The sequence below is a fragment of the Pantoea sp. paga genome, assembly GCF_007558755.1.
GTDB classification, from domain to species: domain Bacteria; phylum Pseudomonadota; class Gammaproteobacteria; order Enterobacterales; family Enterobacteriaceae; genus Pantoea; species Pantoea agglomerans.
Genome location: NZ_VLTF01000012.1, coordinates 43,115 through 56,668, shown reverse-complemented (window position 1 = coordinate 56,668; position 13,554 = coordinate 43,115). Strand labels below are relative to the sequence as shown.

General features: G+C 52.6%; 9 protein-coding genes. 6 read left to right on the top strand and 3 right to left on the bottom strand.

All coding sequences use genetic code 11. The features are described from left to right. Positions 1-6: 6 nt before the first annotated feature. From FOV68_RS22275 to narL, 3 genes are all read right to left on the bottom strand, one after another. A complete protein-coding gene (locus FOV68_RS22275; RefSeq protein WP_143991566.1) occupies positions 7-879 on the bottom strand; it encodes a ParB/RepB/Spo0J family partition protein in 873 nt (290 codons plus the stop codon). Continuing rightward, a complete protein-coding gene (locus FOV68_RS22270; protein ID WP_143991565.1) occupies positions 880-2,412 on the bottom strand; it encodes a recombinase family protein in 1,533 nt (510 codons plus the stop codon). A 682-nt stretch (positions 2,413-3,094) separates the two neighbouring features. Then, positions 3,095-3,742 (bottom strand): two-component system response regulator NarL, encoded by a 648-nt coding sequence (narL, locus tag FOV68_RS22265; protein ID WP_143991564.1) that lies wholly within the window; start codon positions 3,740-3,742, stop codon positions 3,095-3,097. 316 nt (positions 3,743-4,058) lie between these two features. On the opposite strand from narL, the gene FOV68_RS22260 reads away from it, so the two are divergent. The 6 genes from FOV68_RS22260 (at position 4,059) to mltB (ending at position 13,485) form a co-directional block, all read left to right on the top strand. Further along, positions 4,059-5,450, top strand: coding sequence for a NarK family nitrate/nitrite MFS transporter (locus FOV68_RS22260; RefSeq protein WP_115387246.1), 1,392 nt, complete (start codon positions 4,059-4,061; stop codon positions 5,448-5,450). A gap of 101 nt (positions 5,451-5,551) precedes the next feature. Beyond that, a complete protein-coding gene (locus FOV68_RS22255) occupies positions 5,552-9,313 on the top strand; it encodes a nitrate reductase subunit alpha (RefSeq protein WP_143991563.1) in 3,762 nt (1,253 codons plus the stop codon). Further along, positions 9,310-10,854 (top strand): nitrate reductase subunit beta, encoded by a 1,545-nt coding sequence (gene narH, locus FOV68_RS22250; protein ID WP_109652253.1) that lies wholly within the window; start codon positions 9,310-9,312, stop codon positions 10,852-10,854. The genes FOV68_RS22255 and narH overlap by 4 nt, the downstream gene beginning before the upstream one ends. Continuing rightward, positions 10,851-11,579 carry a nitrate reductase molybdenum cofactor assembly chaperone gene (gene narJ, locus FOV68_RS22245; protein ID WP_143991562.1) on the top strand — a complete coding sequence of 243 codons (729 nt, stop codon included), beginning with the start codon at positions 10,851-10,853 and terminating at the stop codon, positions 11,577-11,579. Before narH ends, narJ begins: the two co-directional genes overlap by 4 nt. After that, positions 11,576-12,253 carry a respiratory nitrate reductase subunit gamma gene (narI, locus tag FOV68_RS22240; protein ID WP_010248521.1) on the top strand — a complete coding sequence of 226 codons (678 nt, stop codon included), beginning with the start codon at positions 11,576-11,578 and terminating at the stop codon, positions 12,251-12,253. Before narJ ends, narI begins: the two co-directional genes overlap by 4 nt. A 149-nt stretch (positions 12,254-12,402) precedes the next feature. Beyond that, positions 12,403-13,485: a lytic murein transglycosylase B gene (mltB, locus tag FOV68_RS22235; protein ID WP_143991561.1), complete on the top strand. Its 1,083-nt coding sequence runs from the start codon at positions 12,403-12,405 to the stop codon at positions 13,483-13,485. Positions 13,486-13,554 lie beyond the last annotated feature (69 nt).

Sequence of the window (13,554 nt, the reverse complement as noted above, 5' to 3'; positions counted from 1 at the left end):
CACACCTCAATTAGTAGTGTTTTTAACTATGACTTTGACTACATCTTGTAAACTCTCTTCATCTACTATTTTAGAAAAATTCTCATTGCTGGTAAGTTCTTTGAAAATCTGACTTGTAACCAGTAATTTAATCTCTACATATTCAGCTTTATTTTTAATTTTTTTATGTTGAGAGATATTGTCCTGATAAAGTTGCTGTAATTCATCAGTAGTCATCTTTTTCTTTTTCTTAGCAACTCCAAAATTGTTATTAATGAAACCTTTAAGACCTTCATCACGCGAGTCGAGAATTTCGCGAATTTTACCAACATCTTTATGCTTTATCAGACCTTCATCAAAAGCTTTTAGCAATAGTTCTTGACCACCCTCGAAGTCCACTCTTGCAATCTCTACCGCAAAAGATATAGGTATGCATGCTGATTCAACAGCCGATAAAAGTTTGTTTTCACCTTTATTAATAAGCATGGTTAAACTTGTAATCCAGTGCAAAGATAGGCCGGTAGAGCTTGATATCTCCTTATTAGTTAATCCTTGCTCAGTCATTTCTTTTATTCGTTGAAACTGTTCCCCCGCTCTTGGAATTACTCGGGCCATATTTTCGACCAAACTCATGATGTAAGCCTGGTTTTCGTCTATATCCAATATAAAAGCGGGAATTAACTCCTCACCTAATGCAGTCAACGATTCAAGTCTACCTTGACCGCATATTAAAGCGAAATCGTATTTTTTATCAACGATCCTTCGAATCGTTATGGGTTTTCTTAGCCCACTTGCATCAATGCTTTCAGTTATTTCTGCATGACGAAATTTGTTCCTCGACCGAGGTATTACCACCTTAATAGAAGATATTTTAACCATATGAACATTTTGATCTTGCATTTATATGACATCCTTATTATCAGTTGATAGCATATTAAAGAATGGTTTGATATCATCAAAACGATACATTTCAAACAAAAGGTTATTGTTATCTTTGAGTTTTAATTCATTTTCAAAAAAATCTAATGACGGTAATATGTAATAATCAACAGGCTCTGTGTTGAGACTGTTCATTCTTGCAATGATACTAATTTCTGGATTTAGACTCCTGTCCAATCGCACTATCCATCTATGCTTGTTTAAACCTGCTTTTTTACATCGTGAAAGCACTATAGAGAAGCTTAAAGCTTTATTAACTGAAACCAGTTTGTTTTCAAGTATACTCACTTCACTACTTAGAATTTCATTTTGTATTTTGTTAACAATATCACCGTGTTTTTTTCGTAGGTAAGAGTTTATCTCTAAGTATTGATAATCTCGATCAGGGGTATAATCTATTAATTTATAAGCATTGAGAAGACCTCCAAAGCGGTTTGCAATTACACTGCTTGATGGACTACCATCCTCCTCATCTATAATAAAGCCTGATATTTTTCCATGCTTGGAAAGAATTTTTCTCAAACAATCAAGAATTTTTTCATTGCTCATTTTGATAGAACGATTATCAATTATTTCCTTAGCTAATTTGAATTTTTCTTCTGAAATGATGGGTTTAAAAAAGGAACTATACTCAATCCATTCATCTTCAGGGTTTCTGACCTTTTTTGTCTTTAACTTTTGTGATGTTCGGTTGTATGTGTATTTTCCTGTATATCTGCTATTAATAAGAACGGAGTGAATTCGACCACGTGTCCATTCTGTTTTATCGCTGAATCTAAACCCTTCCTGATTAAGTCGTGAAGCGATAAGATACTCATTTAATCCGTCAAAAATGAACATATTGAAAATCTTCTTTATCAGCTCAATTTCTTTTTTTGTTCCAGGAACGAGAACTATTCTGTCTGTTTGAAGGCTCTTTCTCTCACCATGAGCGAGTATCATCTTTGATTTATTATTATTATCAAGTAACTTTCTTTTAAGCCCATATCCGGGTTTTCCTCCTTGATAGTATCCTCTTTTCACCAGGTTTACGTGTCCTGCAAATACCTTTATCGAAAGGTTTTTACTTAAGGCTCCCGCTGCGTACATAAGTGAAGAAAGTATGAATGTTTCAGTTTCACTATTTTCCGGGAGGTTTTCGGCACAATAAATGACATTCACATTGTTCATTTTGAGAAGATATTTATAGTAAATGCCTTCTTGAGGATCCTTGAATCGACCAAAACGACTTACATCGTATACAAGGACTGCATCGATATTAATAACCTTTGTTAGAACATCATTAACAAGTTTATTAAAGTCATGCCTTCCAGTAGTAGTTACACCACTCTTACCTGCATCGTCATAGGTATGTATGATTTCCATATTATGCTCATCAGCATATTTTTTTATGAATCGTGCTTGGTTATCTAAAGAAAACTCCTGGAGATTAGTAGACATCCGTAGATACTGGGCAACCCTAACCTTATGTATCTTATCAGTTTTATCAATCATTTTAGTGCCTTGATGAAACTACTTGAGAAATGAATTGGTTAAAAATTGATCATTTTTCAATCGCTTTCAACCTTTTTTTGTTTTCTGCAAGGCGGATTTTTGAGATATGGAATTAACATTTTCTCGGAAGGAACAAACGATGAGAGGTTTGAGGGTGCTAAAGAGTGGAAAGCTGGATTATCTCTTTGCGCTGGGAGTTAAACGGAACTTTTAAGTTTTGCCGTAAAAATTTTTCTTAAAAAGTATTTTATATGTAGCCTAAAAAAGAAAATTTTATAATTTTTACTTATAAAACAGAATATTAATAGATTTTTATAAGTACTGCTGCATCATCGGCGTATGGGAAGGAAAGTCCTTTTCGGTTGGCTCTTGCATAAGGTTTTAGCTCATCTTTAATGCGGTGAATTTCTGGCGGTCAACGCCCATGAAACCGAAAGGGATTCCAGGCGTGCAGGATAATCAGATGATAACGAATAGGGCAGGGCATATGCCAGCGTGATGCACAGCCGCGATCCTGACCGGGTGTAACCTGACAGGCATCCTGGCAAATGTGGCGGCGGCTGGCGACAAAAAAGTGCCTGTTCTCATGACTCTGATGCGGGGCTGCGAGGCGGCACGCGATTTTTGCGGCAGTTTACGGCCGGCAGGAGGGCACTGCGCCGCATCGGGGAAGGGAGAAGGGTCAGTGCAGCCCGTTCTGCAGCGCCCAGACGGCGGCTTCAAGTCGGGATTTAAGGTTCATCTTCTTCAGCAGATATTTAACGTGAACCTTAACCGTGCTTTCACTGATGGCGAGCTTGCGGGCAATCGCTTTATTGGTCATCCCGTCGCTGATCAGTTGCAGAATATCGCGTTCGCGCCGGGTCAGCTGATTGATGTCGCGCGTCTGAGCAGGCTGCGCTTCACGCAACCGGGCGACCAGAATCGGGGTTAACGCCTCGCTCAGCACAATCTGACCGGCAGCAGCCTGATGCAGCGCTTTCAGTAAGGCTTCCGGTTCCATATCTTTCAGCAGATAACCATCAGCGCCGCGCTTCAGCGCGCTGATTACATCCTCTTCATTATCTGAAACGCTGAACACCACCACCCGGCCAGAAAGAGCTATCTCACGCAGCTGGGTCAGGGTATCCAGTCCGTTCAGACCTGGCATATTAAGATCAAGCAGGATCAGGTCGGGATCATGCTGCTGCGCCAGCGCCAGGCCATCAACACCATTACCCGCTTCGGCAACCACCTGTAGCCTTTCATCCAGCGCAATCAGCTGCTTCAGGCCGTTGCGCAGCATGGGATGGTCGTCGATCAATAAAAGCGTAAATTTCTCTGCCGTCACAATGGCTCCTGTTCCTGTTACATACGCCAGCCCTGAGCGGGCGAAGAGCCTATCTTACCGGTGAAGCGGGGTCGCTATATACCCCCAATGGACTACTCCTTTATTTCCAGTCGGACACCCTTTTACAGAAGGCATGGGCGGCCGTGTTTAAACCTTATGATTTATAAGGGTTATCTCAATTCAGTCAACTACTTAACCGGGGTGAAGAGAGGGCGGCGTGCCTCTGTAACCTGCATTGCCGTTGATTTGTATCAAGCCCGACACCACGCCGGATGCGCAGGATACGCACAATTATTATTCTGCTGATGAGAGATTTATGACCCAATCCACCTCTTTGCAAACCCCGACGCGCGGCGCGTTAATTCAGGACTGGCAACCGGAAAACGACGCGTTCTGGCAGGCGCGTGGTAAACGTATCGCCAGCCGTAACCTGTGGATTTCTGTCTTCTGCCTGCTGCTGGGCTTCTGCGTCTGGATGCTGTTCAGCACCGTTGCGGTTAACCTGAATAAAGTTGGCTTTACCTTCAGCACTGAGCAGCTCTTTTTACTGACCGCGCTGCCGTCGGTTTCTGGCGCGTTGCTGCGTGTGCCTTACTCTTTTGTTATTCCCATCTTTGGTGGACGCCGCTGGACCGCCTTCAGCACCGGCATCCTGATTATCCCCTGCCTGTGGCTCGGCTTTGCCGTACAGGACAGCCAGACCTCATTCACCACTTTTATGGTGATTTCCCTGCTGTGCGGTTTTGGTGGCGCTAACTTCGCATCGAGCATGGGCAATATCAGCTTCTTCTTTCCCAAAGCCCATCAGGGCGGTGCGCTGGGCATCAACGGCGGCCTCGGTAACCTTGGCGTCAGCGTGATGCAGTTTGTCGCCCCGCTGGCGATCTCCTGTGCCATTTTTGGTTTTGCCGATGTGGGGCAGACCACCGTCACCGGCGACAGCATCTGGCTGGAAAATGCCGCCTGGATCTGGGTGCCGTTCCTGGCGATCGGCACGCTGGCGGCCTGGTTCGGCATGAACGACCTGGCGGCGGCGAAATCCTCGCTGCGTGAGCAGTTGCCGGTGCTGAAACGTCCACACCTGTGGGTTATGGCGCTGCTCTATCTGGCCACCTTTGGCTCATTTATCGGTTTCTCTGCCGGTTTTGCCATGCTGACGAAGACGCAATTTCCTGATGTCGTGATCATGCATTACGCCTTTTTCGGCCCCTTTATTGGCGCGCTGGCCCGTTCAGCAGGCGGCATCATTTCTGACCGCTTCGGCGGTACCCGCGTCACGCTTGTCAACTACGTGCTGATGGCGCTGTTTGCTGCGCTGCTGTTCCTCACCCTGCCGGGTGCCGGACATGATGGCTCGTTCGTTGCCTTCTTCGCCGTGTTTATGGGCCTGTTCCTGACGTCCGGTCTGGGCAGCGGCTCCACCTACCAGATGATTGCGGTGATCTTCCGTAAGCTGACGCTGGAACGTATCAAAGCTGAGGGCGGCGACGATGCGCTGGCACAGCGCGAAGCGGCAACAGAAACCTCTGCTGCGCTCGGCTTTATCTCCGCCATTGGCGCGCTGGGCGGTTTCTTTATTCCGCAGACTTTTGGCCTGTCGCTCGCCATGACCGGTTCACCCGCCGGCGCGATGAAAATCTTCCTGGTCTTTTATCTCTGCTGCATCGCGGTGACCTGGCTGGTTTACGGCCGAAAAGCACGCGCCTGATAACGACAAAGCCGGTGTGGCGCACCGGCACAATTTCACTTTCTGTGTCGGGACAGATGCAGAGTCAGCAATGTCACATTAAGCCTTCAGGAGTATTCCGGATGAGCAAGTTTCTTGATCGGTTTCGCTATTTCAAACAGCTGGCCGAGCCCTTTTCCGGCCAGCATGGCCAGACGTTAAACAGCAACCGCGACTGGGAAGATGGCTATCGCAGTCGCTGGCAGCACGATAAAATCGTGCGCTCCACGCACGGTGTTAACTGTACCGGCTCATGCAGCTGGAAAATCTACGTCAAAAATGGACTGGTCACCTGGGAAACCCAGCAGAACGACTATCCGCGTACCCGTCCCGATCTGCCAAACCATGAGCCGCGTGGCTGCCCACGCGGTGCCAGCTACTCGTGGTATCTCTACAGCGCTAACCGCCTGAAATATCCGTTGATGCGCAAGAAGCTGATTCAGCTCTGGCGCGACGCGAAAGCGCAGCACAGCGACCCGGTGGACGCCTGGGCATCCATCATCAGTAATCCTGAAAAGGCCAGAAGCTACAAACAGGCGCGTGGACGCGGCGGTTTTGTCCGCTCCAGCTGGCAGGAAGTCAACGAGATGATCGCCGCCGCGAACATCTGCACCGCGAAGACCTACGGCCCTGACCGCATTATGGGATTCTCACCGATTCCGGCAATGTCGATGGTCTCTTACGCTGCGGGCGCACGTTACCTGTCACTGATTGGCGGCACCTGTCTGAGCTTCTACGACTGGTACTGCGATCTGCCGCCGGCCTCACCGATGACCTGGGGCGAGCAGACCGACGTGCCGGAATCGGCTGACTGGTACAACTCCTCCTACATTATTGCCTGGGGCTCTAACGTGCCGCAGACCCGTACCCCGGATGCGCACTTCTTTACGGAAGTCCGCTATAAAGGGACGAAAACCGTGGCGATCACGCCGGACTATGCTGAAGTCGCGAAGTTGTGTGACCAGTGGCTGAGTCCGAAGCAGGGCACCGACAGCGCGATGGCGCTGGCGATGGGCCACGTGATGCTGAAAGAGTTTCATCTTGATCGCAAAGTTGGCTATTTCCGCGACTACGTGCGCCGTTACACCGATATGCCGATGCTGGTGCTGCTGGAACCCCGTGAGGGCGGTTTTTACGCAGCCGGCCGTCAGCTGCGTGCCAGCGATCTGGTGGATGGGCTGGGTCAGGAGAATAACCCTGAGTGGAAAACCGTCGCGATCAACGAGGCGACCGGGGAGTTGACCGCGCCGCAGGGATCTATCGGCTTCCGCTGGGGCGAAAAAGGCAAATGGAACCTTGAGCAGCGTGATGGGGCATCACATCAGGAAGTTGAACTGCAGCTCAGCCTGCTCGGGAGCCACGATGAGGTGGTCGAGGTCGGTTTCCCTTACTTCGGTGGTATTACCAGCGAGCATTTCAACAGCGTTGCGCTGGACGAAATCCTGCTGCACAAGCTGCCGGTGAAACGCCTGCAACTGGCGGATGGCAGTGAAGCGCTGGTTACCAGCGTCTACGATCTGACGCTGGCGAATTATGGTCTGGATCGCGGTCTGGATGATGCCAACTGCGCGCAAACCTACGACGACATCAAAGCGTACAGCCCGGCCTGGGCGGAGCAGATTACGGGTGTCTCCCGTCAGAACATCATTCGCATTGCCCGTGAATTTGCCGAAAACGCCGAGAAGACCCGCGGTCGTTCAATGATCATCGTCGGTGCCGGTATGAACCACTGGTATCACATGGACATGAACTATCGTGGCCTGATGAACATGCTGATTTTCTGCGGCTGCGTCGGTCAGAGCGGCGGTGGCTGGGCGCACTATGTCGGCCAGGAGAAACTCCGTCCGCAGACCGGCTGGACCCCGCTGGCCTTTGGTCTGGACTGGCAGCGTCCGCCACGTCAGATGAACAGCACCTCCTTCTTCTACAACCACTCCAGTCAGTGGCGCTATGAAACCCTGGCCACCAGCGAATTGCTCTCCCCGCTGGCGGATAAAAGTCGCTACAGCGGCAGCCTGATCGACCTTAACGTCCGTTCCGAACGTATGGGCTGGCTGCCTTCAGCGCCGCAGCTTAACGTCAACCCACTGCACATCGCGGCGCAGGCGAAAGCCGCCGGTCAGTCGCCGCTGGATTACACCGTGGAAAGCCTGAAGCAGGGCACCATGCGGTTTGCCGCTGAACAGCCGGACGATCCGCAGAACTTCCCGCGTAACCTGTTTGTCTGGCGCTCCAACCTGCTCGGCTCATCCGGTAAAGGGCATGAGTACATGCTGAAGTATCTGCTGGGCACGGAAAACGGCATTCAGGGTAAAGATTTAGGCCAGCAAGGCCGCGTGAAGCCGGAAGAGGTGGAGTGGCTGGATCAGGGTGCCGAAGGCAAACTGGATCTGGTGGTCACACTCGACTTCCGCATGTCGAGCACCTGTCTCTACTCCGATGTCGTGCTGCCAACGGCGACCTGGTATGAAAAGGACGATATGAATACCTCGGATATGCATCCGTTTATTCATCCGCTCTCGGCGGCCGTCGATCCTGCCTGGGACTCAAAAAGTGACTGGGAGATCTACAAAGGCATCGCCAAAGCCTTCTCCGATCTCTGCCCGGGTCATTTAGGCGTTGAAACGGACGTCGTTACTCTGCCGGTATTGCATGACTCGCCCGCGGAACTGGCGCAGCCTTTTGAGGCGAAAGACTGGAAAAAAGGCGAATGCGACCTGATTCCGGGTAAAACCGCGCCACACATTATGGTGGTGGAGCGCGACTATCCGGCGACCTGGGAGCGCTTTACCTCGCTGGGACCGTTGCTGGAGACCCTGGGTAACGGCGGCAAAGGTATCAGCTGGAACACCAGCAAAGAGGTCGATTTTCTCAAGCAGCTGAACTACGTCAAAGCGGATGGCCCGGCAGCGGGACGGCCGAATATCGACACGGCGATTGATGCGGCAGAAGTGATCCTGGCGCTGGCACCGGAGACCAATGGTCAGGTGGCGGTGAAAGCCTGGCAGGCGCTGGGCGTAATTACCGGGCGTGACCACACCCATCTGGCGCTCAATAAAGAAGATGAGAAGATCCGCTTCCGCGATATCCAGGCGCAGCCGCGCAAAATTATCTCCAGCCCGACCTGGTCAGGTCTGGAAGATGAACATGTCTCTTACAACGCCTGCTACACCAACGTTCATGAGCTGATCCCGTGGCGAACCCTGAGCGGCCGTCAGCAGCTCTATCAGGATCATGAGTGGATGCGCGCCTTTGGCGAGAGCCTGATGGTCTATCGTCCGCCAATCGATACCCGAGCGGCGAAACCGTTGCTGAACAGCAAACCCAACGGTAACCCGGAGAAGGCGCTGAACTTCCTGACGCCACACCAGAAGTGGGGCATTCACTCCACCTACAGCGACAACCTGCTGATGCTGACACTGTCGCGCGGCGGACCGATTGTCTGGATGAGTGAAGATGACGCCCGTGAGCTGGGTATTGTGGATAACGACTGGATCGAGGCGTTCAACGCCAACGGTGCGCTGACCGCACGTGCAGTAGTGAGCCAGCGTATCCCGGCGGGTATGACCATGATGTACCACGCGCAGGAACGTATCGTGAATATCCCTGGCTCGGAGATCACCAGCCAGCGCGGCGGGATCCATAACTCGGTGACGCGGACCTGCCCGAAACCGACCCATATGATCGGCGGTTATGCGCAGCTCTCCTGGGGCTTTAACTACTACGGCACCGTCGGCTCGAACCGCGATGAGTTCGTGGTAGTGAGAAAAATGAACAACGTTAACTGGTTAGATGGGGAAGGCAACGATGCCTGCCAGGGCAGCCAGCAGGAGATAAAACCATGAAAATTCGTTCACAGGTCGGCATGGTGCTGAACCTCGACAAATGTATCGGCTGCCACACCTGCTCGGTAACCTGTAAAAACGTCTGGACCAGCCGCGAGGGCATGGAGTACGCCTGGTTTAACAACGTCGAAAGTAAACCGGGCGTTGGCTATCCGCACGCCTGGGAAGATCAGCAGAAGTGGAAGGGCGGCTGGATCCGTAAGATCAACGGTAAGCTGGAGCCGCGCATGGGCAGTCGCATCGGTCTGCTGTCGAAGATCTTCGCCAACCCGGATGTGCCCGCGCTGGATGATTACTATGAACCGTTCGATTTTGATTATCAGCATCTGCACAATGCGCCCGCCGGTAAGCATCAGCCGATTGCGCGTCCGCGCTCGCTGATCACCGGTCAGCGGATGAAAAAGATCGAAAACGGCCCGAACTGGGAAGAGATTCTCGGCGGCGAGTTTGCCAAACGTTCGCAGGATAAGAACTTCGATAACATCCAGAAGGAGATTTACGGTCAGTTTGAGCACACCTTCATGATGTACCTGCCGCGCCTGTGTGAGCACTGCCTCAACCCGGCGTGTGTGGCGACCTGCCCAAGCGGCGCGATCTACAAGCGCGGCGAAGATGGCATTGTGCTGATCGACCAGGATAAATGTCGCGGCTGGCGGATGTGCCTCACTGGCTGTCCGTACAAGAAGATCTACTTCAACTGGAAAAGCGGCAAATCAGAAAAATGTATTTTCTGTTATCCGCGCATTGAAGCGGGTCAGCCCACCGTCTGTTCAGAAACCTGTGTCGGCCGTATCCGCTATCTCGGCGTGTTGCTCTATGACGCTGACCGGATTGAACAGGCGGCCGCAGCGGAAAACGAGAAAGATCTCTATCAGAGCCAGCTGGACATCTTCCTTGATCCCAACGATCCGGTGGTGATTGCCCAGGCGCTGAAAGATGGCGTTGCGCAGAGCGTGATCGATGCAGCACAGCGTTCACCGGTCTATAAAATGGCGATGGAGTGGAAGCTGGCGCTGCCACTTCACCCTGAATATCGCACGCTGCCGATGGTCTGGTATGTGCCACCACTGTCACCGATTCAGTCGGCGGTGGATGGCGGGGCGCTGGCGCACACCGGCGTGCTGCCGGATGTGGAGAGCCTGCGCATTCCGGTTGAGTATCTGGCGAACCTGCTGACCGCAGGCGACACCGCACCGGTGCTGCTGGCACTGAAGCGGATGCTGGCGATGCGTCATTACAAACGCGCAGAAAGCGTGGACGGTGAGCATGATATCCGGGCGCTGGAGCAGGTCGGCCTGACCGAAGCGCAGGCGCAGGAGATGTACCGCTATCTGGCGATCGCGAACTATGAAGATCGCTTTGTGGTGCCCTCCAGCCATCGCGAACTGGCGCGTGAAGCCTTCCCGGAAAGCAAAGGCTGCGGTTTTAGCTTTGGCGATGGCTGTCACGGCAGTGACAGCAAATTCAACCTGTTCAACAGCCGCCGTATTGATGCCATCGACGTCAGTAAGAAAACCATTCGTCCGGAGGATGCCTCATGATGACGTTACGGATTCTTTCGCGGCTGCTGGACTACCCGGACGAGGCGCTGTTCACCCACTCTTCCGACCTGATCGCGGCGCTGGATGACGCCAGTGAACTCAGCCTGCAGCAGAGCGCACGGCTGGTGCGGTTTATCAATCAGCTCTGTGCCCGGCCACTGCTCGACGTGCAGGCTGACTACTGCGAACTGTTTGATCGTGGCCGCGCCACCTCGCTGCTGCTGTTTGAACACGTGCACGGTGAATCACGCGATCGCGGTCAGGCGATGGTTGATCTGCTGGAACAGTATCGTGCCGATGGTCTGGAGCTGGACAGCAAAGAACTGCCCGATTTCCTGCCGCTCTACCTGGAGTATCTCGCCTGTAAAAGCGATGAGGCCGCGCGTCAGGGACTGGACGACATCGTGCCTATCCTGGCCTTGCTGGCGGCGCGGCTTGAAGAGCGTCAGAGCCCCTACGCCGATCTCTTCACAGTGTTACTGACGCTGTCCGGTAGCGCGGTTGATCCTGCGGCCCTCAAGCCACAGGTGGCGCAGGAAGCGCGCGACGATACGCCGGCAGCACTGGATGCTGTCTGGGAGGAGGAGCAGATTAAATTTCTCGGCGAACAGGGCTGCGCCTCGGCGCAGCAGGCGATGCATCAGCGTCGCTTCGCCGATGCGGTCGCGCCGCAGTATCTGGACATCGCCGCGGCGACGGCGCGTACCACAGGAGAATCAGCATGAATTTTATTAACACTTTCTTCTTCGATATTTACCCCTATCTCGCCGGAACGGTCTTCCTGGTGGGAAGCTGGCTGCGCTATGACTACGGGCAGTACAGCTGGCGTGCCGGTTCCAGTCAGATGCTGGACAAAAAAGGGATGCGTCTCGCTTCCAACCTGTTCCACATCGGCATCATCGGTATTTTCTTTGGTCACATCGTCGGGATGCTGACGCCACACTGGATGTATGAATCCTTCCTGCCGATCGACGTGAAGCAGAAACTGGCGATGATCGCTGGTGGCCTGTTCGGGGCGATGACCCTGCTGGGCGGTGGACTGCTGCTGAAGCGCCGCCTGACCAATCCACGGGTGCGGGCGACCAGTAGCGTCGGTGATATTCTGATCATGACCCTGCTGGTGGCGCAGGCGACGCTGGGCCTGCTGACCATTCCCTTCTCCGCCCAGCACATGGACGGCAGTGAAATGATGAAGCTGGTGGGCTGGGCGCAGGCGGTGGTGACCTTCCACGGTGGCGCTTCGCAGCATCTCGACGGCGTGGCGTTTATCTATCGCGTGCACATGGTGCTGGGAATGACACTGTTCCTGCTGTTCCCGTTCTGCCGCCTGGTGCATATCTGGAGCGCGCCGGTTGAGTATCTGACCCGTCGCTATCAGCTGGTGAGAAACCGCCGCTAAGCGCATGATGGCTGCGGGACAGAGAGAGACCCGCAGCCATTTTAGCCCACGGCTGCCTTGACGTTTTTTTAAGATTTTGCCCTGTATGTCATTGCGCTGAACGTCTACTATTACCGCATCTGAAATTACCCCTCGTTTATGGATAACCGATGCGCCTCAAGTTAGCCTTCCTTGCGTTCATCCCGCTTCTGGCCTCCTGCAGCAGCAAACCTGAAGTCCCGTCCCAGCAGAAGATGCTGGCTGCGCCACAGGGCGGTTTTTTACTGCAGCCGTCGCACAGCGGACAGGCGATGTTTGGCGACTTTGCCGGTAACCCGGCAGCAGAGCAATTTATCGATAAGATGGTGGAGAAGCATGACTTTGACCGTCAGCAACTGCACAACATCATCGGTCAGGCCAAACGACTGGATTATGTGCTGCGACTGATGGACCGTCAGGCACCAAGCTATACGCCAGCGCCAGGCCCTAATGGCGCCTGGATCCGCTATCGCAACAAGTTCATTACGCCCGATAACGTGCAAAATGGGGTGGCGTTCTGGAATCAGTATCAGGATGCCCTGCAACGCGCACAGCAGGTTTATGGCGTGCCGCCAGAAATTATTGTGGGCATCATTGGCGTGGAAACCCGCTGGGGTCGCGTGATGGGGAAAACGCGGATTCTGGATGCGCTTGCGACCTTATCCTTTAATTATCCGCGCCGCGCAGAGTACTTCAGCAGCGAGCTGGAAACCTTTCTGTTGATGTCGCGCAAAGAGCAGGATGACCCGCTGGCGCTGAAAGGCTCCTTTGCCGGGGCGATGGGCTATGGTCAGTTTATGCCCTCCTCTTACAATGATTATGCAGTTGATTTCAACGGTGACGGCCATGCAAACCTGTGGGATCCGGAGGATGCTATCGGCAGCGTGGCGCACTATTTTCAGAAGCATGGCTGGCGCAGCGGCGAAAACGTGGCGGTACCGGCCAGCGGTCAGGCACCGATGCTGGAAGATGGCTTCAAAACCCGTTACAGCGTGAGCATGCTGGCGGCGTCAGGATTGTCACCACAGGGCTCGCTGGACGATAACGATCAGGTCAGTCTGCTACGCCTGGATTTGGGCACCAGCTACCAGTACTGGTACGGCTTACCCAATTTCTATGTTATTACCCGCTACAACCACAGTACCCATTATGCGATGGCGGTGTGGCAGTTGGGTGAGGCGGTGAGCAAGGCACGTCAGGGCGGCCTGTTATAAAGGCTGTCCTTGTTAACTGTAAGGTTATATGATGGCGCCCTTTTTCAGGCCACACAGCCACTGATATTT

Bases quoted from the DNA above. Each gene is read 5' to 3' on its own strand.
- narJ (WP_143991562.1), top strand. From the start codon at position 10,851: ATGATGACGTTACGGATTCTTTCGCGGCTGCTGGACTACCCGGACGAG.
- FOV68_RS22270 (WP_143991565.1), bottom strand. From the start codon at position 2,412: ATGATTGATAAAACTGATAAGATACATAAGGTTAGGGTTGCCCAGTAT.
- mltB (WP_143991561.1), top strand. From the start codon at position 12,403: ATGCGCCTCAAGTTAGCCTTCCTTGCGTTCATCCCGCTTCTGGCCTCC.
- FOV68_RS22260 (WP_115387246.1), top strand. From the start codon at position 4,059: ATGACCCAATCCACCTCTTTGCAAACCCCGACGCGCGGCGCGTTAATT.
- narH (WP_109652253.1), top strand. From the start codon at position 9,310: ATGAAAATTCGTTCACAGGTCGGCATGGTGCTGAACCTCGACAAATGT.
- FOV68_RS22275 (WP_143991566.1), bottom strand. From the start codon at position 879: ATGCAAGATCAAAATGTTCATATGGTTAAAATATCTTCTATTAAGGTG.
- FOV68_RS22255 (WP_143991563.1), top strand. From the start codon at position 5,552: ATGAGCAAGTTTCTTGATCGGTTTCGCTATTTCAAACAGCTGGCCGAG.
- narI (WP_010248521.1), top strand. From the start codon at position 11,576: ATGAATTTTATTAACACTTTCTTCTTCGATATTTACCCCTATCTCGCC.